Origin of the sequence: Alteromonas sp. 1_MG-2023 (assembly GCF_030547075.1) — a bacterium.
Taxonomy (GTDB): domain Bacteria; phylum Pseudomonadota; class Gammaproteobacteria; order Enterobacterales; family Alteromonadaceae; genus Alteromonas.
In genome coordinates, this window is the sequence record NZ_JAUOQH010000003.1 from 301,166 (window position 1) to 327,209 (window position 26,044).

The window sequence follows — 26,044 nt, forward strand, 5'->3', positions numbered from 1 at the left end:
ATGAAAAAACAATATACCTCGTATCAAGAAACAATGGCGTTTTTAGAACAAGCTCAGGAAAAATACCCTGAGCTTATTCGCGTGCATAGCATTGGAACGACGTGGGAAGGTAGGCCAATTATGATGGCTACCCTTTCTGCTAACATTGAAACTGCGGACAGTAAACCCGCTATGCTTTTTACAGGAACCATCCACGCTCGTGAGTGGATTGGCAACGAGTTAGCCATTAAGTTTATTGATAACGTGCTAACCAATATTGATCACAATCCATCTATACAACAGGCGTTAGGCCGCAATACCTTATATATGGTGCCTTGCTTGAACCCAGATGGGTTTGAGTATTCTCGTACCCACTTCTCTTTTTGGCGAAAGAACAGACGCGACAATGGCGATGGCACCTTTGGTGTAGACTTGAACCGTAACTTTGGTGTTCGCTTTAAGCGCTCTGCCGATACCACGGTTAACACCTACTCAGGCCCAGCGGCGTTTTCTGAGCCAGAAACTGCGGCCATTCGTGATTTCGTACTCACGCATAAAAACATTACTATTGCGCTAGATTATCACTCGCAAGGTAACGTGTTTTTCCCTGCGCATAAGTTTAATCACGAGTCTGAAATTGAAGGCACTGACTTAAACGTATTGTGCGCCAATATGAACCGTGAAATTCATAAGGTTACAGGTCGCCAGTACGGTATACACCGTGGTAAGCCACCTACAAACCTTATCAACGGTAGTGGCCGTGAGTATTATTATTCGCTAGGTATTATTTCTGCTGTGGTAGAAGTAGGCACTCGCAACATTCCTGATTACATGGCGAATATGTCGCAAAGTGTTGATGAGAATGTGCCTGCTGTACTTTATGCACTTTCAGAAGCGAAAAACTACTCTGATGAAGCACCTGCTCGAGTAGATAACTTCACTATTGAATCAGTGGGCGTTTACGAAGCGACCCTATGCTGGGATTACCCAGAATCTGATGATATCTATTTTGAATTGTATCGTTCTGAAACGGTGAAAAGCCCTTGTCGGGAAGATAACCTTATTGCGATTATTGGCAAACACGCGTTCACAGATGTGCAGCTTAAAAGTGGCCAGAAATATTTCTACAATATACGTGCGGTTAATAAAGTTACCGATACCAAGTCGCCTTTCAGCCCTGAAATTAAGCTTAAGACCCAGCTGTCTGAAGACGAATATTTCAGAGGTTTGTTCCCATCGAAGCGCGATATTGGTTATGTAGGTCAATATACCCTTGAGAAGAACCGCGACCATTTCGGTTACAACTCATTGTTTGTAGGTGTGAACAAACGCCGTGGTATCTGTTACGGTGTTATTGCGTTCAACATGGAAAACTTACCTGAAGAAGCCCGTATTAAGAATGCGAGTTTCTCTTTGTACCCAATGAACCGTGTTAACGCGAAGGTAGAAAACTTTGGTGAGTGGACGGTATCTATCCTCGACCCATCAGAAATTTCTGACATCACAGACTTTAACCAAATTCATCAAGCGAAGCCTATTCAAACACTAGGCGATGAAATTCGCTCAGATAAGTTAACCCAAGGTATCTGGTCACACTGGGATTTGAATGTGGCAGAGCGTCGCATTATTCGTAAATCTATAAAGAACGGTACCTTGTTGCTTCGCGTTGAAGGCCCAAGAAAACTTCCTCTTGGCGCAGACTCGCAAATGATGCAATTTGATATTGGTTACGGAAAGTTTGGTTCAGGTATTCATTACCGCCCTAACTTGGAAGTTATTTATACGCTTCCAAGCAAACAGGTAGAGCTAACGCCATCATCACTTAGCACTGTGTCTAAAGCCGAAGTGAAGCAAAACGAGCTTCAGTCTGGTTTCGATGCTAACGGCGATGTGGTGTACGGGCAAATGACCTTCTTAACCGAAAATCTACCTGATCCCAAGAAAACGGTGATCACTGAAGCCTACTTAACAATGAGCAACGACAATGCCTTGCCTACATCGCAAGATATTCGTTTCACCATTGAATTAGCAGGTCTTGAAGATCTTGACTATCAAAGCGTTAAAAATAGAGAGAAAAAAGAGTTTATTGGTTATGAGGTGAGTAATGCTCAGCTTAAAGACAAAAACTCTCACAACTTTATTTTTGATAGCTATTGCCGTGAAGCGCTAGAAGAAATGCATGCTAAGCATGCGCCATTCCATTTCGTGGTTCGCTCAACATCATCAAGTGCTGAAAAGAACATGTTAGTGAATTGGCATGACTTACACAGTAACCAAGTGTGTAAGTTGGTTATTAAGTACATTGAGCGCCGTAAAGAGCCTTTACCTGCGCCGGCGAACTTAAACGTAACTTTAGAGAATCGTCAGGTGAAACTGAGTTGGAGTAACCCTAAACATGCCGATTTGGTTGGCGCGTTTGTGGTAAGAAATCGCTTCCACTCACCACGCTCACCGCTAGACGGGGTGAAACTTTACGCAGGTTCTGATGAGTATACCTACGACAACTTTGGTAACCCCAATGTTGAAAAGTACTACTCTGTATTCGCTTACGATGATGTGCCTAATTATTCTGCGCCTGTCAGTGTTTACTATTCTTCTGAGGAAGTTATTCCTGTAGAAGAAGAGAAATACGAGAAGCAGGAAGAAGAAGACGACGATGAGCCGTTAATTGATTAGTCATTAGCTGCTACGTTGTATTTGCGGTAAAAACGGGCTTATACGATAAAAGCGGTTTATGTGGTATGAAATGAGAATAGGCGCTTAAAGCGCCTATTTTTTTGCCTGCGTTTTATCTATTTTCTGATGTACTCACTATTTTCAATGTACTCAAACCTACTATTGCAGATACACTAAATGACAACATTGCGGCAACAGCAATATTTGCATTTATAGACAAAGAAACTGCCACCTTAAGGGACTCCCTATGACAATAATAAAAAAAGGATTACTTGGGCTTAGCATACTGCTTTTGGCTGTGGTTATAGTTGTGCTAGTGCGCACCATAACTTTCACTCCAGAAACCTACCAGCCCTCCCCCGATACCACTATGGTCTCACCAGATGGCAGCGTGATAGCACAACACCTTTCACAGGCTATTCAAATACAGACAATCTCTTATGAACGTGCTGAAGATCGTGACCGCACTGAGTTTCAAAAATTCATCACATGGTTGGCCAGTACCTACCCTGAAGTGCACAAAAACTTAACGCTTACTTTGCTAAACGACTACACTTTACTCTTTAAATGGCGCGGACACGCATCCTCCAAACCTAGCGTGTTGTATTCGGCCCATTATGATGTGGTGCCAATTAATCCAGGCACAGAGTCTCAATGGCAGCACCCACCCTTCGCTGGCGTAATTCAAGATGGAATTATTTGGGGCCGTGGGGCACTTGATGACAAAAGCGCAGTAATCGCCCTTATGGAATCGGTAACCTTATTACTCGAAACCTCATATACCCCAGAGCAAGACATCTACATTGCCTTTACTCACGATGAAGAGATAGGCAGCCAATTTGGAGCAAAAGCGGTTGCAGAGTATTTCACCAATCAAAATATCAAGCTTGCTTGGTCTCTTGATGAAGGCTCGTTTATTCTTGATGGCCTAGTACCTGGCTCAGACAAGCGAGTAGCCAGTATCAATGTGGCTGAGAAAGGGTTCCTTACCCTTGAGCTTATTGCAAAAGGCGAAGGTGGGCATAGCTCGATGCCGCCACAAGATACCGCTGTGAGCATTCTAGCTGAAGCCATAGTGAACGTTAAAAACTCGCCAGTGCCTGGTGGGTTAGAAGGCCTCGGTGAAACCATGTACACCAATATTGCTAAACACATGGATTTCTTCAAGCGTATGCTCTTTGCCAATCAGTGGCTGTTCAAGCCACTGATAGAGGCGTCAGTGTCTCAGTCGCCTGCGGGCAATGCCATGTTGCGCACCACCACAGCCCCCACCATGCTCTCGGGTAGTGTGAAAGCCAATGTTCTCCCGGCAACTGCGACCGCCACTATCAATTTTCGTATTCATCCCAGAGACACGATTGAAAGTGTAACAAGTTGGGTAGAAGCTGCTATCGACGACTCTCGTATCACCATTAAAACATCGCAAGCATTTAAGCCGTCAAACGTGGCCAATAGTGAAAATCAGGGGTTTAAAAATATTGCCGCGGTGACACGTGATGTTCAGGGCGATATTATCGTTACCCCTGGGTTAACTATCGCTGCGACCGATAGTCAATTTTACTCAAAAATCACTGATGCCTATCGCTTTAACCCGATGAACCTGACACCTGCTTATCTGTCAGGGTTTCACGGCACTAACGAAAGAATCGATATTAAAAACATGGAAGATGCGGTTAAATTCTATACGCGACTAATGCGCCAACCGGCGCAGTAGTGCCATATTAATGCACCACATCACAGGCAACGCAAAGGCGTTGCCTTTGCGCACTTAACGTTCATTGAGCGCTGTGGGTTCTTTAGTATGGATAATGTTTCTCGCAGCAAGCTCTAAGGGCAATCGTCTAGATGTTCTGACAGTCGACGCTTTTTGCGGTATATCAAAATATATTTTTGCATCAGTAATGCTATCCACTACTTTCTGAGTGATTAATATCACTCCCTTCTCGCTCACTGAAAATCCGAAGTGTTTGGCAATGTTAACGTCGTCAATCGCTAAGTTCGCGGGAATAGTCACGCCTTTATCTACGATAACATTTTTTAATCTAGCGCCGGCCTCGATAGTCACATCAGGCAGCAATACACAGCCTTGAAGTGAGGCGCCATCAGCAACTGTGCAATTGGATGACAAAACAGTGTGGTGTATTCGGCAATTGTTCAATTGGCAACCCGTGCCAATGAGTATTTGATTAAGATCGCACTGGCCTTTTTGAGCCCCGCCCCGTATTTGGGTTGGCGCGCTAGACAAGGCACTTCCCCAGATAGGCCAAGCCGGATCGGCTAAATTCAACATGTCGCTGTTGTTTAGCAAATCCATATGAGCACGCCAATAGCTATCGATAGTACCTACATCGCGCCAATAGGGAATTTGGCATCCGTCGGCACTTCTGAAGCGATGCGCAAACACCTTGTGCTGTTCAATTATATTGGGAATGACATTTTTCCCAAAGTCATGGTCTGACTCAAGGGTTTTTGCATCGTCTTTAAGTAGTCGATAAAAAACCTCTGCATTCACTACGTAATTTCCCATTGAAGCTAAACAATACTCTGGGGCATCTAATAATGGGTGAGGCTTACTTGGTTTTTCGTCAAACGCGGTTACGTGCCCTTTACTATCAGCGCTTAACACCCCCAATTGATTGGCCGCATTTTTAGTAGGTACTTCTATACAAGATACTGTCATTTCGGCGTTATTTTTCACATGTTCAGCCAGTAGCTTTCGGTAGTCCATTTGATAAACATGATCACCTGATAGGATCATCACATATTTTGGCGCTCGGGATTTGATATAGTCTATGTTCTGAAAACACGCATCCGCAGTGCCCTGATACCAATTTTCAGATTGTTGTTGCGATGCTGGAAGAATATCTAAACGCCCACCGAAGCTGTTGTTTAACGTACCCCAATGTTGCATTAAATGCCGAATTAAACACTGAGACTTATATTGTGTGAGTACTGCAATTCGATTTAGGCCAGAATTGACACAGTTTGAAAGGGGAAAATCAATAATTCGACAATGACTGCCAAACTCTAGAACAGGTTTAGCACGGGTTTCAGTCAGTGCTTTTAATCGTGAGCCCTGCCCACCGGCTAGCACTAACACCATGGTATTTTCTATTATTTGCTGTAAATCAATCTCTGCATTCATAACTGGCTCCGGCTAGGGTGATACCTAAATCGATGATGATTAAACTGCAATCACAATTTAATATATCTATTGAAGGAAAATTGCCGACATTGAATTCAAAAAAAATTCTACAACATGCCTTTCGCGTTAAGTCTAAGTAAACAAGGAATTTTCGTTTAGCGTATTGATCCGCATCAATACGATTGACGATGCGCGTCCATGAAGGCTTATACTCATTATAACGCCAGGCTATATAGCGTTTTCATCTGGCATCTATCTGGGTTTCATTTAGCGTGTATTGGCTTGAATGAAACAAACCAACTCCCCTCATTCTTAATTATAGTCACCATTGCTGAAGCTAAACCGCATGTGCTAGTTTGATTAATTACATGCTTATAATTCAAACCAATAAGGAAAGGGAATGAGAGCAGTTTGTACACTTGTTTTATTGTTAGTGAGTTTGCAATGTATGGCCAAGGATGTCATGGATATGCAGGCAAGGAGCGAGTTGGTTGATGAAATACTCGCACAACGATTCGAGCAGGTTTTACCCAGTCTTATGCAGCGTACTAAAATTGATATGTGGGTAATCATGTCGCGGGAATACAATGAAGACCCCGTAATTAAAACTATGCTGCCATCAACGTGGCTATCTGCTCGCAGGCATACCATGTTGGTTATCTATAACCCTGGCGAAGGAAAACCTCTAGAGCGCCTCGCCGTAGCACGTTACGCAGTGGCCGATTTATTCGAAAAAGTATGGGACAAAGAAGCTCAGCCTAATCAGTGGGAAGCACTTGCTGACGTTATTGAAGAGCGAAACCCTAAACGAATTGCAGTGAATGTGTCCGATGCATTTGCACTTGCTGATGGTATGAGTAGCACTGAAAACCGCAAGTTTATGGCCGCCCTTTCTCCTACCTTCAAAGACCGTGTGGTATCAGGTGAAAAACTTGCTATTGCTTGGCTAGAAACTCGTAGTAAGCTTGAAATGCAACACTACCCTACCCTGACTCAAATTGGTCACAAACTTATTGCAACGGCTTTTTCAAATGAAGTTATTACCCCAGGAATCACCACCACTGACGATGTCATATGGTGGCTTCGTGATCAAAGCAAGGCATTAGGGTTAGAAAACTGGTTTCATCCTTCAGTGTCTATTCAACGTGCCGACAATGAAAAATTTGATCAAATAAAAGCGTTTAGTAAGCGCGCTGGTGAAAATGTTATTCAGCCAGGAGACCTTATCCATGTTGATTTTGGCATTACTTACCTGCGCTTAAACACCGACCAACAACAGCATGCCTATGTATTGAAAGCTGGCGAAACTGCGCCTCCTGAGAGCATTATAAAAGCCTTCGCGGCAGGTAACCGTTTGCAAGATATCCTTACCAACCATTTTAAAGTGGGTCGTACTGGTAATGAGATTTTAAAAATGTCTCGAGAACAAGCCATAGAAGAAGGTCTGACACCCGCTATTTATACTCACCCCCTTGGGTTTCATGGTCACGCAGCAGGCCCCACCATCGGTATGTGGGATGCACAAGAAGGGGTTCCCGTTCAGGGCGACTATCCTATGTATCCAAACACGGTTTATTCCATTGAACTGAACGCCGCAACCTATATTCCAGAATGGGATAAAGACATACGCATTATGTTGGAGGAAGATGCGTTTTTTGATGGTGAAAAAGTAGAGTATCTCGACGGAAGACAAAAAGTACTGCATCTCATTTCTTCCCCAGAACAGTAATCTACAGATTAATGCGCGCTTATTAATGTATTTTAAGCGCGCCCCGAGTTTTCAAGATACGGCTATTGTTCCGTCCTCACTTTCGCACCGCTCACATGATTTATTTACCGCTTATATAAAAAAGCTCATACCTCATTTTCTTAAACGTAAGCTGGCTCTACTTACTTAAGAGGAAATAAAAATGAAATCATATTTACACGTAACCATCGCGACCGTACTTGCCAGCAGCCTTTTCTTTAATTGCTCTGCAGCTAATATTCAGTCACTTAATAATGAGGCTAGCCCCAAAAGCTTGAGTAGCGCCGTTGATTCAGACGCATCAACTTCAACAGTTTCCGTAAACAATGAAGGCATTAGTCGGGAAAAATTTGTAGGCCATTGGAAAGGGCAATTAAGCGTCAGCGAAAACCAAAGTATTGAATTTGTGTTTAACATCAAGAATTCAGAAAGTGGCTTGCTAGCCACTTTAGATGTTCCAGCTCAAAACCAGTTTGGCCTTCAATTCGACCGTGTTTCGCAGATAGGAAATGGCATTACGTTAGTATTAAATGCCGCAGGTATACGCTACGAAGGTACATTGGAAAAAAATGCAATAAAAGGCGTTTACCAGCAAGGTAGCTTTAGCGCACCTGTTGACTTGGTCAAAACCCAAGTCAAGGTTACTCGCCAAGCTAAACCTCAAGATCCAAGTCCAACGCCCCGCTATACGGTAGAGCAGGTTAGCTTTGAAAATGAAAAAGAAGGGCATACGTTGGCCGGCACATTGTTTATACCCGACCAGCCTTTTACTCATACCGCTGTTATTTTGTCAGGCTCAGGGCCAACCCAAAGAGACGGTGATATTGTTGGCCACAAGCTATACGCCGTGCTCGCTGATTTACTCACTAAAAAGGGTATAGCAGTGCTAAGATTCGACGACAGAGGCGTTGGTGAATCAGGCGGGGAGTATGTTAGCGCCACCAGCGAAGATTTTGCTAACGATGCAAATGCTGCACTTAGGTTTTTAAAGCACCATGATACAGTGGCTTCAAGTAAAATAGGCTACATCGGCCACAGTGAAGGCAGTCTCATTGCCGCCATCGCGTTGGCCAATACAAAGAATACTTCTGCCGACTTTTTTATCTCACTCGCGGGACCCAGCACAACAGGGGGTGAGGTATTAATCGACCAATCCTACCTGATTCAAAAGGTGCGGGGTATGGCCGGTAGTGAACTTGAGAAAGACGATAAACTGCAACGAAAACTGATACAGGCTGTAGCACAAAATCGTTCTGACGAAGATATAAAAGCACTGATATCAGCTGCCGATATACCCGCTTCTCAGCAGGATGCACAAGTGTCTCAGCTAACGTCTGTATGGATGCAATATTTTATTAAAACCGACCCGAAGACTTACCTTCAAAAGTTATCCCTTCCCGTTTTCGCAGTGCATGGTGCTAAAGACTTACAGGTTCCGGTTCGTCAAAACATCGATGGCTTTATTCAATCTATTGATAAACAATGGCTAACTTATAAAATTTACCCTAACCTAAACCACCTATTACAACCCGCAGACAAAGGCTTACCAGAAGAGTATGCAGGGATTAGCACAACCCTATTTCCCGAAGTCGTTGAGGATATAAGCCTTTGGCTAACACAACAATGAAGCAAAACATAAGCTTTTGGCTGTTCCAAATTGCTATTTGGGGCAGCTTAACCTTGTTCAACTTATTAGCCCGTGGTTACTTTACCCATTATAAACTGGGCGAGTTGGTAAACTCCTTGAGCTTGTTTTTTGCGCTTCTTGCAGCCAGCGGTTTTCTTCAAAGATTTTATCGAGACCAAGTTTCAGCTTCCATTCCCAAAGGGGTTGGGCAAGCAATATTAGGCAGTGCTGCTGCGTCGTGTATCGCTATATTAATAGTTGGCTTAGTCTTACTACCCAATCAACAGTATTTATTTGGCGACGTGGGCAGCTTACCCATACTGCAACTCGTGGCCTCCTTCCCTACTATTTTCATTTTTTTGCTATGTTGGTCAGCGGTTTACTTACTTCTAAAACGTCAAAAATCGTTGAAACTAGCCTATCGACGTGAAGCCGAATTACGCCAAGCGTTAGCGTCAAGTCAGATGGACTTGTTGATTAATCAGCTTAACCCTCACTTTATGTTCAACGTCATTAACAATATTCGAGCACTTATTTTAGAAGACACTAATAAGGCCAGAGATAGCTTAGCACAACTGTCGGAAGTACTTAGAACTACACTGCAAACTAAGCAAGACAAAGTATGGTCATTACCCCAAGAAATTGATCTTACTAAAAGCTTTATTCAATTAAATAAGCTTCAATTTGAAAACCGTTTGCGGGTAGTTTGGAACGTGTTTGGCAATACTGAAAAGTGGCAGGTGCCTTGTTTAGCACTTCAATTGCTGGTTGAAAACGCCATAAAGCATGGCATTGGGGCACTAGTATCTGGGGGCACTGTTACCATTAATATAATTGCCGATAACAATTTATCAATTGAGGTTGTTAATCCAGGTAATTTAACGCCTTCAAAAGGCTCTACAAGTTTAGGCATCACTAACATTAAGCAGCGTTTGAATTTACTTTACGCCGACAGCGCACAGTTCTCTCTAACTGAAAACCAACATCAAGTGTCTGCAAAAATTGTTATCAAGGAAGGTCAATGACATCAACCCCGCAAACCAGAAGTTATAGTGCGATGATTGTAGAAGATTCTCGATTGGGTCGTGTCGAGCTAAAATCTCAACTTACCCAAATACCCAATATTACGCTGGTAGCCGAAGCGGAAAATTTAGCCCAAGCTAGCGATGCTTTAGCCCAGCATCAAATAGACGTTATTTTTCTAGATATAAATTTACCCGACGGAAACGGGTTTGATTTACTGACTGAATTGCTGCCCGCTCCAAAGGTTATTTTCACCACTGCCTTTGAACAATACGCTTTAGATGCATTCGAAAATAACGCCGTAGATTATTTACTAAAACCAATTACACAAACCAGACTTGCGCAAGCCTGTAAAAAATTATCCCTAAGCTTAGCATTGGAAGAAACTAAGACCTCGGCTGCTTCACCTATGACAATGGAGGAGCGTTTTTTTGTTAAAGATGGTACCCAATGCTGGCTAATTCCGTTATCTAAAGTAGAACGCTTCGAGGCCATGGGCAATTACACTCAAGTACACTTTGAAGGTAAACACCCAATGTTGAATAGAACGTTAGCCCAAATTGAAAAACGCCTTCCCGACAACCACTTTTTCCGTGTAAGTAGAAGCTTCATCGTACAGTTAGATAAAATAACTGCCGTTCAACCATGTAGCTCTGGTGCGTTAGAGTTGACAATGGAAAGCGGCGCTAAAGTGGAAGTGTCGCGAAGACAAACCAGCTTATTTAAAGGCAGGTTTGCGCTCTAACATCCCACGTTACCCTGTTTACTTTTCTTATTCTGCGACCTCTTTAGAGGTTAAGCCTGTTCCTTGCGCTTCTAGCGCTTTAATATCCGCTATCAAATAATCGACAGAAGCGCTATTGAGCCCGTTGTATATGCCTCTAATATGACGATTCTGATCTATTAATAATAGGCTTTCGGTATGCAAAAAATCTTCTGTATTTTGCAAGTTACCCAAGTCGTCGCTGGCGAAGTACGCACTTTTTGCCAGTGAATAAATAGCATCTCGCTCGCCTGTCGCCAAATGCCACTTTTTACTTACAATACCGTTTTTATCCGCATAGGCTTTAAGCAATTCAACCGTATCGGTATGCGGCCTAATCGAGTGCTGAAGAATTTTTACGTTATCGTTATCAATAAACGTCTCTTGCACCTTCGCCAACTTAGAGCGGATCATCGGGCAAATACCTGGGCACGTGCTGAAGAAAAAGCCCGCTACATAGATTTTATTCTCGAAGTCTTTCTCGCTAACTTCTTCCCCATCTTGATTGATGAAACTAAAGGGCGGTATTTGGTGAAAATCGCTAAGTTCTTTGCTTCCGCTTTCTATCCAATGAGGCGTGAACTCTTTACTGTTGTAGTAAGGTATCTGGTAAGCTAAATCGTCAGCACCGCAGGCTGCAGTTGCCGTCATTGCACCGGTACTGCCTAGCAGCAACAATACGCTAGAAGCTAAGACCTGCTTGATTTTTGTAGTAATCAATAGAGATAACTTCATCTTCAAGCCCCACACAGTTGTTTGCTTTTCTAAGCCCATAAATCCGCCCATTTTTGTATTCGAAATTTGAGTATAAGGTGCCGTTTTTACGCCACGCTTGCTGCAAGCCCGTTGGTTGCCCGCTGTGATAATTAAACTTCTTAAACTTGGCACCACTTCTATACCAACGCCATCCTTCACCTTCGACCTTGCCGTTTTCATATACGAATGCCGAACGAAGGTTTCCGTTTACCCACCATGTTTTTGCGCTGCCCTCTCGTACCCCAGAAACATAGTAAGCTTCGTAACCTAAGGTGCCGTTCGAAAACCACTTTCTAGCCACGCCTGCACGGCGTCCGGCAATGAACTCATCTTCTGTCGCAAGTGTGCCTGAGGAGTGATAGCGCACCACTTTTCCTGTAAACGGTGCATTTTGAAATATGCGAACGCCTTGTTTATTAAGTGATATGTCACTTTCATACACCACTAACTGTGGTCTATCGCTAAAAGCTACCGCCACGTAAGTTGCAGCTAACCAAAGTGCGCAGAACAGCAGCACTTTGTAGGCTGGTGGTTTAGTTAATATCACTCGGCGTACCTTGAAAGTTACCTGGAAAAATAAGGTAATAGTCGCCATTTAAGTATTGTTCAGTCGATACATGATAGTGATATTCAGCATCCTCTTCTGAGGCACCGGTATAAAGGGTAATTGATGTATGGCCGTTAGATTCATCAAGGTCGGTCGGGTAGCCTACGGTTGAGTAACAACGTCTTCCGAAGATAAAAAAACCGTCAGCCATAATGCCTACCAGCGAATCATCATCGTAGGAGATAGCTTGTGGCTCTAAATGGTAGTGATAAGTTTCTGGGCCAGTGTGAGCACCATTGCGATCAAACCCTTGTATTACACCTAGCGATACATCTCCCGTACCTTCTGAATCGTTGAAAATGGGCGCGCCGCTTAAGGCAATGCCTATTGCACCTAACGGCGTGGCTGATGAAGTTGCCGCAAGCTCAGGTGACACGGGTACAGTTAAGTCGTAATCGTTAATATAATCTTCAATGTCGCCAGGAGAGCGTTGTTGGTTAAATAAGGTTTCATCTTCAGGTTCAACATATAAACCGCTGGCATTGCCTGAATCCCAGTACGACGACGTATGGTCAGGTTTTCCGGCCGACTCCAGCGACACTGTGCATCCATCTTCAGACAACACAATAGTGACATTAGGTGCTGCTACAAATTCAAGATAGGCACTTGAAAGCTCCGTCATAGGTGAGTCGCACGTTGTGGTACTCGAATCACTGTCGCTACCTGTATCTACTCCGGTTCCGGTATCAACACTGGTACCGCTATCTGCCGTTTCATCGGTAGACGAACTTCCGCCACACGCTGTTAATACCGACAAAATACTTACACAAAATAATGCACGTAGTGCGTAGTGGCTTTTCGACATAGTGATTCTCTCTATTGGTATTTACTGCAGCAATATTCATACGTTTATACACAATGCAAACAAACGTAAGGATCGTGAATAGTCAGTAAATTAGCACAGGGATTGCGTGCACAATGTGCATATTCAAAGGAGATTGAAGTTGGAAAAAGGGATAAACGAATGACCAGTGAATGGTGGCTACTTTTGTTGGTGATAAAGTACAGGGCCAGTAGCTTTAAGTAAGTAGCGCTAAGTAATTAGCATTAATAAACAAGTGTTGAGGTTTTAAGTAGGTGTGTATTTGTGTTGGTTAAAGAGGCGGATAAAGCGCAGATGCGAAGGTGTTAAATAAGTTACTGGCCCACCCAGTTGCCGAGTGGGCCATGAAACTGTAAACGAACGTTAAATCAGTGTAGCTGAACTATTCAGAAAGTGGACGTACAACTACTGATTCTGTGCTGTATGCACGAGCAAATGCTGACATTTCTTTATGGTTACAGATAATGGTTTCGCCTACTAATCCGTGCTTAACAAGTGCTTTTTCTGTACCGATTGAAACCGCATCAAGACATGCTTGTGAAGCAATATCTTCGTTCTTAGCAACAAGCGTTATCGCTTTAGCTTCTGGTGCGGTTTTGTTGCTGTATAAGTCTGCAAACTTTCTGAGGCTTACATCGTTACAAAGCAATGATGCACTGAAAGACTCAACGTTTAAACCATTCTCACGGATTAAGCGTTTTGCTGCTGTGTAGCCTTCGGTAGCGGCAGTGTAGCAAGCTTGAGTTTCAATATTTTGGTTAACTGGGTTTAAACGAACGTCTTGAGCAAAAGCATGTAAAGACGCTACTGAAGAGATTAAAGCAATGGCGAAAGTTGACAGTTTCATAATGTAGTACCTATTGTGTAATTAAATTAGAGTTTTCTTAAGCAACGAGTACATTATGACTAAAAATTACGTAAAAGAAAGCCTATTTCGTAATTTAATTACAGAAAGCGGCAAATAATTGTACTTTTCACATCAGTTCTGTAAGTTTTTTACAAAAATTAACTTTTTTAACAATCGTTGTTACAAAATACGACAATATGCAACGTACATAATTGTTATTTAATATTGAAAATGGCTATATTAAGCATGCGTGATCGTAAATTTTTGAAATTATCGAAGTGCTTAACTGTTTAAACGCATAGACCTACATTCCCAGATAGTGAAAGTGCTATGGTGGCAATGGCGGTAATGGGGGCGCTTTAGAATGGCGATAGTAAAAGTAGTGGTGATGGAAAGAATAATGGCATTAGTCATGACGATGACGGTTGGTCATAGGCTGCGTCCGGTAGAGTAATGAAAGGTGTCACACAAAAATGCCCACCGGCTTTAGTGCGGCAGGCATTAGTCATTAAGTTAATAGCGCTAACAGTTTTTATACTTTAACTACTAGGTGATTAAATCATGCATCCAGTTCAGTGAAGGAAGTTTGCGATCTTGTTGATAGAACAAACGGTTCAACCTGCCTAATAAATTCACGGGTCGAGAGGGATCGTGAGATTTCACCCTATGGGCGCTTTCATTAAGCATGAATTCCCAAGGTTGAAGGTTCATTTCATCAATCTCTTCTTGGCGCACACCTAAATTCGTTAGCGTAGATAAAATGCGTTCTGTTTTACTTTCTATCACCGGCAAAATAGTGCTGCCGTATAAATCAGTCAAAGGTGCATTAATTGCCACTAATGTATGGTTAATCGCCGACCACACCATATCATGGTCAAACTTCCAACCACGCGGAGCATAGTAGCCTTCAATTTCCCATTCTAACTCTGCGTTACTTGCTGCAATGCTACTTTCCGCTTCCGGTGAGTACGATAAGTCAGGACGCGCGCCAATATTGTAGGCATCTACACTCATGGCAACACAAATCACCAAATCGCCACACATTTCCTTGTTTTGATACAAAGCTTCAAAAGCAGCTCGCTTTACCCCCATCCAACCATGCACTTTTGAAGGCTGTTCAACAAAATGGCGGACATCGTTAGGTAAGTCTTCGCCATATAAATTAATAAGCAATGGCAAAGGGCTTTGCTCTGGCGCTTCGTCTGGCATCCATACTTCATACTCCTGCCGGTTGTCAGCCTTTCCGCGGCTTTTAATGCCATAGGAAAGGTTAACTGGGCGACAGATACTCCTATCTTCATCAACGCGATGAAAATATTCAGAGCGCATACGCTTGATAAAGGGAGCATCTAAACCCGCCAAAGCGGCGGTAGGATAGCGATAACCAATCTCGCTGTTATCTACCATGGTGAGCGTAGGAATGGCTTTTTCAAGCTTACTTTTCACGCCCTTAAGTTGCTCAACGTTTGGCAACACAATACTTCGCTCGGGCTCAATAGTTAGCCGACGGCCGTCTTCTGCAACAAACTTAGGGGTTTTATGAAATTCGTACTGAGAGAAACCTAAGCCTTCAACAGCAAGGTTGCGATACCGAGACAACTCACTGAACAGCGCAGTGTGATTTCGAATGTGTTTAAACAAAGGGCGGTTTGACGTCATACTACTTATTCCATGTCACGTATTTAAGTTAGCAATTTTTCTTTGTATAGCTTGGCAAACAACGGTCGGTAATTCGAATTACAGTGTGCCACAAAGATAACATCAGGCAAGCACCTCCGTGCTCGTACCTGTCGCGTCATTTATTGATATTTAAAAATTCATACCAGACTTCAGTGCCAGCTTTATCGTACTCTTCCACTTTAGCGCGAAAAGCTTGTCGCAGCTCTACGTTCACTAAAGGTGCTGGGAGCAGCGGATCGAACACTAAACGTTTTAGGGCATTGTCGCCCACTACATAGTATTCCTTTGCAGCATCGTCTAATGACAAACCATCTATACGCTTGCGCGACCGAGCGAGTTCAATTAGCCCTTCTTCGTAGCTTGTTTCAAGTGCTTTTGTTTGCCATAGGCCTGAGGCTTTTTTCACTGTCGCTTTGGCAAAGTCTGAGCCATTAAAAACGATGGCACTTTTATCTAATCCTAGTAGATACAATCGCTCACGTATTGTATCGACGCTGTCATTTAGATTATTCGGCCTGACATAAAAATCGGCTGAAAGCTTTTTCAGCCCCAATAATTTCAGCGCTCTGTCTTGCGCTCGAATAGCCTTGCGATCACTTTTGGCCAATGCACTGGTAAGTACGGTGATCCAGTCTCCTCGCCACTCACATAATCTAGACTCTGCAGTGTGCCAGCTACTAATTTCAGCAGCAAATTGCTCGCCTTCCTTACCTAATTGATAATAGCCTCGTTCCACCAGCTTAAGCAGGTTTGCTGACTGCAAGCGGGTAAGGGTTACCCGAATATTATTTTCAGAAATACCAAATAAGGCACCTACTCTAACCGCACTGGCTGCATCCATTTTTATACCCGGCCGAGAGCCAAGTAGCTTCATTAGCAGGTGGCGAGCCACAGGTTTTACGGTAGTTTTTCCACTACGCTGTTCGGGTAGCATATTGCGTTACCAATCTATGAGTAATTAAAACGACATCTATTGAGCACTTTACCTAAATGTCATGTATTTACAAAGAATATCCTCTTCCCTCCTACTCACTTAACCTAAGTCACTCGACTAAATTACAAAATTTGACACAAAAAGACACCAGGAGTAATGTTCAATAAATTTCTCAGGCGAATTTACTATGTCTTCCTCTACTATTAGCGCACCTACTTTTTTTAAAACTCATGATGTCGAAAATCAACCGACGCCTTTACCCGCCTATAATTTGTGGGAGCAAGACGCACTGCTAAAACACGCGGTTCTGACTAACTTAACATCGCCAAATGCTGATCCAACTACTGCACCAAATGCTAAAATAGAAACCCAGCTAAGTACCTTTGGAAAAGTAGTGGGCTTTGAATTAATGGAGCACGGCGAACTTGCCAATAAGAATAAGCCAGAGTTTCACCCTTTCGACCGCTACGGTCGCAGAATCGATGATGTGGCATTTCACCCTAGCTACCACGCGCTTATGAACGCGGCCATGTTCGGAAATGTGCATAATTACTCTTGGCAAAATGAAAGCCAGCAAGGCGCCCATGTGGTAAGAGCCGCATTAATATTTATGCAATCTCAGGCCGATGCAGGTACCACCTGCCCTCTCACCATGACCCATGCCGCCATTCCAGCACTGAGACAAGCTAAAGATTTACCAAACTATTGGGTAGATAAGGTAGTGCATGGCCAATATGATAGCCGCACACTAGCAGCAGAACAGAAAAATGGTCTATCCATCGGTATGGGAATGACCGAAAAACAAGGTGGCTCAGATGTACGTCGCAACACGACTACCGCCACCAAGCAACAAGATGGCAGTTACCGTATTGTGGGGCACAAGTTTTTCTTTTCTGCCCCTATGTGCGATGGGCATTTAATTCTTGCGCAAACTGACGCTGGACTTGGCTGCTTTCTACTACCACGAGTTATGCCTGATGGCACCTTAAACGAAGTACGCATTCAACGCTTGAAAGACAAGTTAGGCGACTGGAGCAATGCGTCATCTGAAGTAGAATTTCAAGGCGCTACAGCCCATTTAATAGGTGAAGAAGGTCGAGGCGTACGTGTGATCATTGATATGGTTTCCCTTACTCGGCTTGACTGTATGATTGGCTCTTCGGCTTCTATGAGACAAGCGCTAGTGCAAGCTCATCATCACGTTAGTAACCGTGAGGCATTTGGTGCCAAACTGATTAGTCAGCCTTTAATGCAAAATGTAATTGCCGACCTTACTCTTGAATGTACCGCTTCGCTGGCACTAACCATGCGAGTGGCCCGCGCCGTTGATGCAAGTAAAACTGATCTGAAAGAAGCCGCGCTAGCACGCATCGCAACCGCCATCGGAAAATACTGGATTTGTAAGCGCACGCCCGCTTTCATTAATGAAGCCCAAGAATGCTTAGGGGGCATTGGATATGTGGAAGAAAACATTTTACCTCGGCTGTATCGCCAAGCCCCGCTTAATTCGATTTGGGAAGGCAGCGGAAATGTACAATGCTTAGATGTACTTCGCGCCTTAAACAAGGAGCCAGAATCCAAAGCTGCGCTTTTCGATTTGCTTAATAGCGCAAAAGGGAAAAACGCTTTCTATGATATCCACCTGCAAAGCCTTATAGATTCTTTCGAAGACACCGCCACTCTTGAAATTCGCAGCCGCATTATCACGGAACAAACCGCCCTTGCTATGCAAGCAGCCTTGTTAATTAATGATGTTGACAACGTGATGGCAGATACATTCTGCGAAGCAAGGTTAGGTAAACAACAAGGGCTGGTGTTTGGCACCCTACCCGCTACCACCCCGTTTGAAGACATTATTGAAAGAGGGGCATTAGTCTTAAAGTCTGAGGAAAAATAGACAGTAATTAGTCTTTAAAAATTAGTAAATGATAGTCACAAGTGACTGACAGCTAATCAGAACAAAGGGTTGAGGCAGGAAAGGTAATATGGCGGGTGTAATTTTCAATGATTGAGTCTAACACCCCTGACCGTTTGCTTTCTGCTAAGAAGCTATTGATGCGCTGACGTAAACTCTCTAGTGCTGGTCGCATGCCGAATACCAGATTGACAGTACTTGTAGGTTGTGGCGACTGATAGCTCTTTTGCTCACAAACTTCCGGTTGAGAAAATACCTGCCAAGCATTGTAGTTATTTAGTACAGCATAATCACATCGGTTTGCCACCAGCATAGATGCCATGAGTTTCTGGCTACTGGCTTCAATGCGCACAAAATCACCGCGCTCAAAGTATTCTGTTAATCCGCTATAAACGAAACCTTCACGTGTGCATATTTTTGCAGGGATTAGGTCTTGCAACAAAGCATTAGCATCAAAGGGAGTGGCACTATACAAAAATGTTTGATGGCTAACGACAGGGTCGGTAAATATTAGCTTTTCTGGCTTCTGTAGCCATAAAGGTGTGGTTAAGAAAAGATCGAAATCGCCGCTTCGAACAAAAGCTTCAGTCCTCGCACTATTTGAATCTATATAGTCTGCATTGATGCCGCTTTGCTTCTGTAAGTGTTCAAATATCCTAACTACAATTCCACTGTAATCTGAATTTTTTTCATTCAAATAAAGGTACGGGTAAGAACCTGGGGAATTTACGCCAAAATTGTAGATATCCGCTTCAGAAAGTTCGGATTTTGGCAAATCGGGCGCGAGACTAGCTTGGGCTGTACTTGAAAAGCCAGCCCCTGCTAAGCTTGCGACAGCTATACACATACAAATGTTTAAAATAAATTGAATAGCTATTTTCACAACGCATCCAAGTAATACACTGTTTAATTATTGTTCTCAAACAAAGATATTAACCAGTTAACATGTTAATGGGTATAGGAAAGTATAAAATTTTTAAAACGGGTTAGTGCTGTAACCCTGCTCACTTAATCGGGCATGGGCTGTCATTGCAGATAAGTCCATTTCAACGCCCTCTATTAACATGTCACTTTGTACATCATTGGCTGCCGATGATTGGCCGCACACTATCACTCGCACCCCTTTATCCATAAGCACACGTAGTAAGTTCAGATTGCCGTTATCTTCACCATTTCGCTTCTGATACGCTTCGTTATTAATAACATCGAGCGTAGCTGAACCATGAACCACTAACGCTAGCTGAATGTTTTCAAGCTTTGCGCCATTCGCCACATGCATGTTAATAAAACGAGCAAGCGAGTCGAATTTCCGATTTATTTTTCCCGCATCAGCACCTTTTGCCACATCGAAAGCTACTTTGAATTGTTGCTGCGGCGACACACTCACACCCGGCACGGGCGCATGCTTGCCGAAATTTTTGAAGACTGGGCCTGCTGCAAAATTGTCACTGCCAGCATAGCCAAATGAGGAAACCGATAAGGCTGATATTAAAACAATAGAAGGTAAAAACTTCATATTTACTCCACGCGACTGCTATTAAGTTATTGTTATATAACTTATTGAAACAAAAAGCGCCCTTTCGTACAAACAAAAGAGCGCTTTGCCAATCCAGAGCAACTATTTTCCGAATATATTTATTTGCCGAACGTAGCTAGTCGCTCGCTGTTTTCAAAGTTGCAGCATAATCTTGGGCTTGTTTAAGTAGCCTTAACGCATTACCACTCCATATATCTGCTAAATCTTCCTCGGTATAACCTTCTTCAAGCAGTCGCTGAGTAATCATGGGTAGATTAACTACATCCATCATATCTTCTACGCCACCGCCGCCATCCCAGTCAGCACCTATACCCACATGCTTAGGCCCCACGATCTCTAATGCGTGTAAAAAGTGTTTCATATATACGTCAAAAGACGCTTTAACGGCGGGATGTTCATGCTCAATTTCTCTGCGCTTTTCTACCAAAGTTTCAGGCGCAACACCTTGCTTAACCATGGCCATTAAACCTTTGTACGCTTCTTTGCGTTCAGGGTTTTCAGGTAATGCGGTAAGGTAATCACTATAGGCATTCATTTGAATGACACCGCCAGATGCCGCAAGCTCTTTAAGCAAGTCATCATCTATATTTCGCGGGTGATCGTAAATGGCTTTTACACCGGTATGAGACAAAATAATGGGTGTTTTAGACAGCTTAATCATGTCTTTAACCGTTTCATCGTGAGCGTGGGAACCGTCTAAAACGATGCCAAGTCTGTTGGCCTCAGCCACAAAAGTTTCACCTAATGGCGATAGTCCATCCCACTTCACGCCTTCAGGATCGGTAGAACTATCACCAAGCTGATTGTTTTTGAAATGTACCGGACCCGCCATTCGTAACCCAAACTTGTAGAAGGTTTCAAGTAGACTCATATCCGTACCTAAAGGGTACGAATTTTCCATACTTATATAAACAATATGTTTACCGGTTTTCTTAATTTCACTCGCATCTTCGGGATCGAGCGCTAACGCAAAAGTTTCAGGGTTTTCGGTAACCATGGTGCGCACTGCAAGGGCTCGTAATAAAGCCGTATCGCGGCTTTGCTGATAACCTTCAGTAGTTAGAGGTCCTTGAGGGGTGTAAAGCACCCAAAATCCACCATCTAGCGCCCCATCTTGCATTCTTGGTACATCAACTTGTGAAAAGTCATGACCATAAGTATGCCGTTTCATAATATCAAAACCGGGCCTAACCAAATGCGCGGGAGTATCAAGGTGGGTGTCCAAGGTAACCAGTTTGCGTTGAATAGCTTCCGCTTCTTCTAACGATACCGAATTAGCGGCACGCGCTACCGTACTTAGTGTTGTAGCACTAAGGCCCAGAGCGACTACGACCGCAACCATTGCTTTATTTAACGTATTCATATTTGTTTTCGTTTTAAGTGTCATATTAGAAAGCCACCGTTAATGATGCCTGCACATTACGCGGGCTTAATGGGCGATAGAAAGCTGACCCTACAAAGGCGAACGACAGCACTTCTTCGTCAAAAAGGTTATCTACGTTTAACCGTAAACTCACGTTTTCAGGCATACCGAAAGGGTTAACACCACCTAAATCCACATAGGCACTTACCGTGGTGTAGCTATCCATTTCATAGGTTTCGGCATAATCGGTATAACGACTGCTGGTATATTTTGCAGACACATTCGCTACTAGCCATTCTGTTGGCTCGTAGGTAATGCCACCTGTCATCACCCAATCTGGGCTGTCGGCCAAGGCGCTGCCCTCAGGGTTACTGCCAAAACCGTCTACTAAGCTGGCATTTTTGTACGAGACATTAGCGTTCATGTATAACTGTTTTTTAAATACTTCAGGCTGATAAACGCCTGACAATTCAAATCCGTAGGCTTCTGACGCGCCGCCATTAATATAAAAGCTCTCTGGCTGTCCCGTGGCTGGGTTTAATACGTTGCTGGCAAATAAGCGGTTATCGAAACGGGTATAGAACAATGCTAATGCCGCATTAAAGTTTTCTTTATTTGTGCGGTAGCCTAATTCAAGGTTATCGGCTTCTTCACCTTCTGGAGTATCAGGTTCGAAACTAACCGCATTGTCATAAATGTCATCTGTACCATTAGGCAGTGCGTAGTTTTTCGAGTAAGACGCAAATATTTGATCGGTGTCATTTAGGGTGTATACCGCGCCCACAGAAGGTAAGAAATGGTTGCTGAATTTGCCGCCCACAGATTGAGGCCCATAACCCGCTTCACCGTCAATTTCGTAATCGTTATAATCACGGTACCCGTCTAGTGAATAATCAACACTTAGAGACTTAATACCCAACTCAAGCTTTAAGTTGTCGTCCATTAAACTAATGGTATCTTTCACGTATAACTGCGTAGTTTCACGTACCGAGGTGTAATCACGACGATAATATGCCACCTCGTCCCAAATTACGTCACCGTCAGCGCTGCCACCGGTTTTATTTAAGCGCTGTTGTGTACGATGGTAAGTGTCTTTTTCTTGCCAACCACCAAATTGTATATCGTGGGCATCGAGGGTTAAGTTGAAGTCGGCAACAAAGCCTTTTCTATCACCCCCTACCGACGATAAACCATACTGCACACCACGTGGATGCACTACATCTAACCCGGCTGCCGCCTGATCTTCATAAATGCTTAAAGTATTGCTGTACGAATCAGGAGAGACACCATAACCATCTTTATCTTCAAAATAGTATGTACCCGTGAACAACAAGTTATCTAAAAGATAGGTTTCTATCTGGGCAGAATAGAGTTTATCGTCACGAACGTTTACGCGATCTTCATAGTAACTTGTACAATTACTACCGGTAAACACAGGGGTAAAATCGCTTTCATCCGCTACCCCATCTTGGTTGAAATCGTAAACACCCGTTAATGGGGCAATACAGCCTTCAGGAATGGCATCTAGGTAGCTGTAATAATAGTTATCATCAAAAGTCGCTTCGGTACCTGATGGCGAATCATAATCAAAAAAGTCGTTCGCTACATAGCTAACGGTAAATTTCGTTTCGTCACTAAATGCATAAATTGCTTTACCTTCAATGTGCTCTCTGTCGATGGTGCCTGGCCCTCGCCATAAATCGCTATCGGTTTTAGAGCGGCTCACATAGGCTTTAAAGCCATTAATATCACCAGTTTCCAACTTAACAAAGGAGCGATTTAAATCATCATCGCCAATGGTGTAAGACATCATGCCACCGGCTTCGTTAGATGGGTCAACTGAATAGTAAGAAGCAATGGGCCCTAAGGTAGAATAACTTGGTGCGGAAACATCACCGGCCCCCGGAGATGCCACTACAGATGCTAAGTTCTCATTATCTACATATCTAAAAATAGGGCTGCCGCCGAAGGCATCTGAGCGCCCCATGGGTACGCCGTTCAATACAAAGCCCATTTGGCTTAAATTAAATGCGCGTACATTCACAGAGTTTCCAAACTCATACAATCCTAATGCACCGTCCGTTTGAACATTAAATCCAGGTAAACTTTCTAACATTTTTAGCCCAGATATACCGCCTGGGGCCGACAACAACGCGTCGCGAGTTACTGCTAACGTATTGGTGACTTCACCAGTACCAATCGCAACCTCGGTAGTAGAGATACGACGACCAACTACTTGAATCTTTTCTTCTTCAGCTTCAGCACTGGCGGTTTCACTTTCTTGTGCATACGCAGGGCTGACGGCAAACATCGCCGCAATGGATACACTTAATAGTGTGGGACGCAACGGTGTATTTGTTTTTATCATGAGTGTGTTTCCTGCTGTGACTGCAACTACGTACCAACTCGGAGGAAAACCAAGCGGGTGTTCAATCTACACATCACAATAAACATACCAACTACGTTAGACTTTAGTATAAATCCGAGGGCAATTTAACTTAGACTAGCATTCGTCGGGCTTGAACAACTCATCTGAGGAGTTTTATCTTAATCGTTTTTGATAGTAACTATTCCCTCATCACTTATTAACAATAAGTGATGCACCAACAACTCACTTAGGTAAAAGTCTGATGCACCAGAAAAGTGATAAAAAATACTCATTATTAAAACACTCTTTAAATTATAAACGCCTAACTTTGAGTATGAATCGGTAGCAATGGCGATATTTTTTAAGCGATACACGCGAAGTAAAACTGTATTTGGGTTGCTATTAGCCTTTCCAGTTTTTATATTGCGTAAATGAGCCCATCAGCCAACTAATTGACTATTCATGGAACCGAATTACGACAATTACTCGTATCGCGAGTTACTTGAGGCATTAGAAAGCATTGACTGTGATGCATTTCCTGGGCGAGTTAATAGCATTAAAGCCAGATTAGCCACACTAGATGAGGAGAGCGATAGCGTATCTATTCGTGGGGACTACAAAGACATTAGCTTATTACTATTTTTAATTAGTTCGGTAATTGGTGCGATATGCACTTGGACACTAGTTAAAGGAAGCGAGGATGATTTTAGGCAAATAGTTGGCGCCTTAATGCTACCCGCCGCCCCCGTTTTATACTGGTACTACAAGAAAAAGTGGAAAACTCATGCCCAGGACCACTTCATTCTAAATAAAGAGGGCGTGCTTTATAGCTTTAAAGGGCAAGATGCCAAATTAGCATGGGCGAATATTACGTCCATCGAGTACTCCCGAACCAGATATCATTCCACTCTATTCTTTGAAACAAACGATAGGGAAAAGAATATCTATATTGATATAAAAAAATTCCGATGTAGTCAGTCAATGGTGGATAGCTTCACTAGACAAAAGGCCATCAAATACAAGGTGACGTATTATAAAAGCACGACATGGAGGGGGAAAAACAAGTAGTATAAGCAAGGCCCTCAACTTCCAAAGCCCTTAAAAAAGCGGCTCACATTGAAGACCTTGCATTAGCAATGTGGGTCTTGAACTAGCCTACGCCAGTTTAGCGTTAAAAAATGCTATGGTTCTAGACCATGCTAACTCAGCATTGTCTTTGTCAAACCGCCCCGTAGAATCGTTATGAAAACCATGATTTGCATTTTTGTACATATGCATTTCGTACGAGACATCATTCGCTTTTAAGTCTTCCTCGTATTCTGGCCAAGTTGCATTTACTCGCTCGTCTAATTCGCCGAGTTGAATAAGTAAAGGCGCCTCAATATTTTTGCGTAGTTCTTTGGCTGCTGGGGTACCGTAAAAAGGAACACCTGCATCTATAAGACTACTATCGATGGCAGCTAGATAATTCACCATATAACCACCAAAACAAAAGCCGACTGCGCCAAGTTTTCCGCTAGACAATTCATGCGCTTTGATAAATTCAGCGGCGGCTACAAAATCGTGTTCTATTTTCGAACGATCGAGAGTTCGCTGCATAGCGCGACCTTCATCGTCATTGCCAGGGTAGCCTCCTAATGGAAACAACGCATCGGGAGCAAACGCAATAAAGCCTGCCTTCGCAAGTCTTCTGGCTACATCTTTAACGTAAGGGTTTAGCCCGCGGTTTTCGTGTACTACCAATACTACTGGCGCTTTCTTTTGTGTGGTTTCATCTTGGGTTAAGGCGTTCGGTACGACTAAATAACCCTTACCTTCTCCATGGCCTTTGGTTGAAGCAAAGGTTTCGTAGGTTGCGGTAATCTCAGGATCGTTGAAGGATATTTGTTCAGCCAACGCATAGTTAGGCAATAATGCCGAAGTTAAGAAAGACATGGAATAACCAAGGGCGACTAACCCTGTGAGCTTGGTCATGAATGTACGTCTATCCATGCCGCCGTGGGCATAAGCGTCGTACCAATCGAAAGCTTCTTGTGGAATGGCTTTGTTTTCCTGCTGAGGGCTGTTTTCCCGCTGAAGGCTCATAGTTAATCCTTAATTATACAAAGTGGTAGGGCTAGGTAAGTGAACTGCTAGTTAATAACTAAATGAGTGTAGGTGTCCAGAATATTATCCAATATCTTATGAGAACAGTCGTGTTTTTGCGTCGTACCGCATTTATGGCAGCGATAGTCGTAAATGTGCTGCAAAAGGT

At 43.3% G+C, this 26,044-nt stretch carries 20 protein-coding genes; 8 read left to right on the plus strand and 12 right to left on the minus strand.

The window, feature by feature from the left end; all coding sequences use genetic code 11:
* Window positions 1-2,655, plus strand: a complete 2,655-nt coding sequence (locus tag Q4561_RS04975) for a M14 family metallopeptidase (protein WP_303458036.1) — start codon at window positions 1-3, stop codon at window positions 2,653-2,655.
* Between the two features lie 247 nt (window positions 2,656-2,902).
* Window positions 2,903-4,369, plus strand: coding sequence for a M20 family peptidase (locus tag Q4561_RS04980; RefSeq protein ID WP_303458038.1), 1,467 nt, complete (start codon window positions 2,903-2,905; stop codon window positions 4,367-4,369).
* A gap of 54 nt (window positions 4,370-4,423) precedes the next feature.
* Here Q4561_RS04980 and glgC read toward each other — a convergent pair whose 3' ends face one another.
* Window positions 4,424-5,800, minus strand: coding sequence for a glucose-1-phosphate adenylyltransferase (gene glgC, locus Q4561_RS04985; RefSeq protein WP_303458039.1), 1,377 nt, complete (start codon window positions 5,798-5,800; stop codon window positions 4,424-4,426).
* 400 nt (window positions 5,801-6,200) lie between these two features.
* Between glgC and Q4561_RS04990 the strand changes: the two genes are divergently transcribed.
* From Q4561_RS04990 to Q4561_RS05005, 4 genes are all read left to right on the plus strand, one after another.
* The gene (locus Q4561_RS04990) at window positions 6,201-7,529 is read left to right on the plus strand and encodes a M24 family metallopeptidase (protein WP_303458042.1); all 1,329 of its coding nucleotides are present in this window, start codon (window positions 6,201-6,203) and stop codon (window positions 7,527-7,529) included.
* A gap of 181 nt (window positions 7,530-7,710) precedes the next feature.
* Window positions 7,711-9,174: an alpha/beta hydrolase gene (locus Q4561_RS04995; protein WP_303458043.1), complete on the plus strand. Its 1,464-nt coding sequence runs from the start codon at window positions 7,711-7,713 to the stop codon at window positions 9,172-9,174.
* A complete protein-coding gene (locus Q4561_RS05000) occupies window positions 9,156-10,199 on the plus strand; it encodes a sensor histidine kinase (RefSeq protein WP_303458044.1) in 1,044 nt (347 codons plus the stop codon). Before Q4561_RS04995 ends, Q4561_RS05000 begins: the two co-directional genes overlap by 19 nt.
* Window positions 10,196-10,942, plus strand: a complete 747-nt coding sequence (locus Q4561_RS05005) for a LytTR family DNA-binding domain-containing protein (RefSeq protein WP_303458045.1) — start codon at window positions 10,196-10,198, stop codon at window positions 10,940-10,942. Before Q4561_RS05000 ends, Q4561_RS05005 begins: the two co-directional genes overlap by 4 nt.
* A gap of 27 nt (window positions 10,943-10,969) precedes the next feature.
* On the opposite strand, the gene Q4561_RS05010 is transcribed toward Q4561_RS05005, so the two are convergent.
* From Q4561_RS05010 to Q4561_RS05035, 6 genes are all read right to left on the minus strand, one after another.
* The gene (locus tag Q4561_RS05010; RefSeq protein ID WP_303458047.1) at window positions 10,970-11,695 is read right to left on the minus strand and encodes an SCO family protein; all 726 of its coding nucleotides are present in this window, start codon (window positions 11,693-11,695) and stop codon (window positions 10,970-10,972) included.
* On the minus strand, window positions 11,643-12,263 hold the full coding sequence (locus tag Q4561_RS05015) for a toxin-antitoxin system YwqK family antitoxin (protein WP_303458049.1): 621 nt from the start codon (window positions 12,261-12,263) through the stop codon (window positions 11,643-11,645). Before Q4561_RS05015 ends, Q4561_RS05010 begins: the two co-directional genes overlap by 53 nt.
* Window positions 12,250-13,128: a YHYH protein gene (locus tag Q4561_RS05020; RefSeq protein ID WP_303458051.1), complete on the minus strand. Its 879-nt coding sequence runs from the start codon at window positions 13,126-13,128 to the stop codon at window positions 12,250-12,252. The genes Q4561_RS05015 and Q4561_RS05020 overlap by 14 nt, the downstream gene beginning before the upstream one ends.
* A gap of 400 nt (window positions 13,129-13,528) precedes the next feature.
* On the minus strand, window positions 13,529-13,993 hold the full coding sequence (locus Q4561_RS05025) for a DUF3718 domain-containing protein (RefSeq protein ID WP_303458053.1): 465 nt from the start codon (window positions 13,991-13,993) through the stop codon (window positions 13,529-13,531).
* 546 nt (window positions 13,994-14,539) lie between these two features.
* A complete protein-coding gene (locus Q4561_RS05030) occupies window positions 14,540-15,652 on the minus strand; it encodes a hypothetical protein (RefSeq protein ID WP_303458054.1) in 1,113 nt (370 codons plus the stop codon).
* A 136-nt stretch (window positions 15,653-15,788) separates the two neighbouring features.
* A complete protein-coding gene (locus Q4561_RS05035) occupies window positions 15,789-16,607 on the minus strand; it encodes a PaaX family transcriptional regulator (RefSeq protein ID WP_303458056.1) in 819 nt (272 codons plus the stop codon).
* Between the two features lie 187 nt (window positions 16,608-16,794).
* Here Q4561_RS05035 and Q4561_RS05040 point away from each other — a divergent pair, with 187 nt between their 5' ends.
* A complete protein-coding gene (locus Q4561_RS05040) occupies window positions 16,795-18,504 on the plus strand; it encodes an isovaleryl-CoA dehydrogenase (RefSeq protein ID WP_303458058.1) in 1,710 nt (569 codons plus the stop codon).
* A gap of 52 nt (window positions 18,505-18,556) precedes the next feature.
* Here the strand turns inward: Q4561_RS05040 and Q4561_RS05045 are convergent, their stop codons facing one another.
* From Q4561_RS05045 to Q4561_RS05060, 4 genes are all read right to left on the minus strand, one after another.
* A complete protein-coding gene (locus tag Q4561_RS05045) occupies window positions 18,557-19,405 on the minus strand; it encodes an ABC transporter substrate-binding protein (RefSeq protein ID WP_303458060.1) in 849 nt (282 codons plus the stop codon).
* A gap of 93 nt (window positions 19,406-19,498) precedes the next feature.
* Complete coding sequence (locus tag Q4561_RS05050) at window positions 19,499-20,038, minus strand: DsrE family protein (RefSeq protein ID WP_303458062.1); 540 nt, start codon at window positions 20,036-20,038, stop codon at window positions 19,499-19,501.
* A 136-nt stretch (window positions 20,039-20,174) separates the two neighbouring features.
* A complete protein-coding gene (locus tag Q4561_RS05055; protein ID WP_303458064.1) occupies window positions 20,175-21,422 on the minus strand; it encodes a dipeptidase in 1,248 nt (415 codons plus the stop codon).
* 25 nt (window positions 21,423-21,447) lie between these two features.
* Window positions 21,448-23,790, minus strand: a complete 2,343-nt coding sequence (locus tag Q4561_RS05060; protein ID WP_303458066.1) for a TonB-dependent receptor — start codon at window positions 23,788-23,790, stop codon at window positions 21,448-21,450.
* A 462-nt stretch (window positions 23,791-24,252) separates the two neighbouring features.
* Between Q4561_RS05060 and Q4561_RS05065 the strand changes: the two genes are divergently transcribed.
* Window positions 24,253-24,858 carry a hypothetical protein gene (locus tag Q4561_RS05065; protein WP_303458067.1) on the plus strand — a complete coding sequence of 202 codons (606 nt, stop codon included), beginning with the start codon at window positions 24,253-24,255 and terminating at the stop codon, window positions 24,856-24,858.
* Window positions 24,859-24,945: 87 nt separating this feature from the next.
* Here Q4561_RS05065 and Q4561_RS05070 read toward each other — a convergent pair whose 3' ends face one another.
* Window positions 24,946-25,875 (minus strand): dienelactone hydrolase family protein, encoded by a 930-nt coding sequence (locus Q4561_RS05070; RefSeq protein WP_303458070.1) that lies wholly within the window; start codon window positions 25,873-25,875, stop codon window positions 24,946-24,948.
* Window positions 25,876-26,044: the final 169 nt, after the last annotated feature.

Excerpts from the sequence above, each read along its gene's own strand:
- Q4561_RS05025 (WP_303458053.1), bottom strand. The coding sequence starts at position 13,993 with ATGAAACTGTCAACTTTCGCCATTGCTTTAATCTCTTCAGTAGCGTCT.
- Q4561_RS05065 (WP_303458067.1), top strand. The coding sequence starts at position 24,253 with ATGGAACCGAATTACGACAATTACTCGTATCGCGAGTTACTTGAGGCA.
- Q4561_RS04990 (WP_303458042.1), top strand. The coding sequence starts at position 6,201 with ATGAGAGCAGTTTGTACACTTGTTTTATTGTTAGTGAGTTTGCAATGT.
- Q4561_RS05050 (WP_303458062.1), bottom strand. The coding sequence starts at position 20,038 with ATGAAGTTTTTACCTTCTATTGTTTTAATATCAGCCTTATCGGTTTCC.
- Q4561_RS05035 (WP_303458056.1), bottom strand. The coding sequence starts at position 16,607 with ATGCTACCCGAACAGCGTAGTGGAAAAACTACCGTAAAACCTGTGGCT.
- Q4561_RS05010 (WP_303458047.1), bottom strand. The coding sequence starts at position 11,695 with ATGAAGTTATCTCTATTGATTACTACAAAAATCAAGCAGGTCTTAGCT.
- Q4561_RS05060 (WP_303458066.1), bottom strand. The coding sequence starts at position 23,790 with ATGATAAAAACAAATACACCGTTGCGTCCCACACTATTAAGTGTATCC.
- Q4561_RS05040 (WP_303458058.1), top strand. The coding sequence starts at position 16,795 with ATGTCTTCCTCTACTATTAGCGCACCTACTTTTTTTAAAACTCATGAT.
- Q4561_RS04995 (WP_303458043.1), top strand. The coding sequence starts at position 7,711 with ATGAAATCATATTTACACGTAACCATCGCGACCGTACTTGCCAGCAGC.
- Q4561_RS05055 (WP_303458064.1), bottom strand. The coding sequence starts at position 21,422 with ATGAATACGTTAAATAAAGCAATGGTTGCGGTCGTAGTCGCTCTGGGC.
- Q4561_RS05005 (WP_303458045.1), top strand. The coding sequence starts at position 10,196 with ATGACATCAACCCCGCAAACCAGAAGTTATAGTGCGATGATTGTAGAA.
- Q4561_RS05070 (WP_303458070.1), bottom strand. The coding sequence starts at position 25,875 with ATGAGCCTTCAGCGGGAAAACAGCCCTCAGCAGGAAAACAAAGCCATT.
- glgC (WP_303458039.1), bottom strand. The coding sequence starts at position 5,800 with ATGAATGCAGAGATTGATTTACAGCAAATAATAGAAAATACCATGGTG.
- Q4561_RS05030 (WP_303458054.1), bottom strand. The coding sequence starts at position 15,652 with ATGACGTCAAACCGCCCTTTGTTTAAACACATTCGAAATCACACTGCG.
- Q4561_RS04980 (WP_303458038.1), top strand. The coding sequence starts at position 2,903 with ATGACAATAATAAAAAAAGGATTACTTGGGCTTAGCATACTGCTTTTG.
- Q4561_RS04975 (WP_303458036.1), top strand. The coding sequence starts at position 1 with ATGAAAAAACAATATACCTCGTATCAAGAAACAATGGCGTTTTTAGAA.
- Q4561_RS05020 (WP_303458051.1), bottom strand. The coding sequence starts at position 13,128 with ATGTCGAAAAGCCACTACGCACTACGTGCATTATTTTGTGTAAGTATT.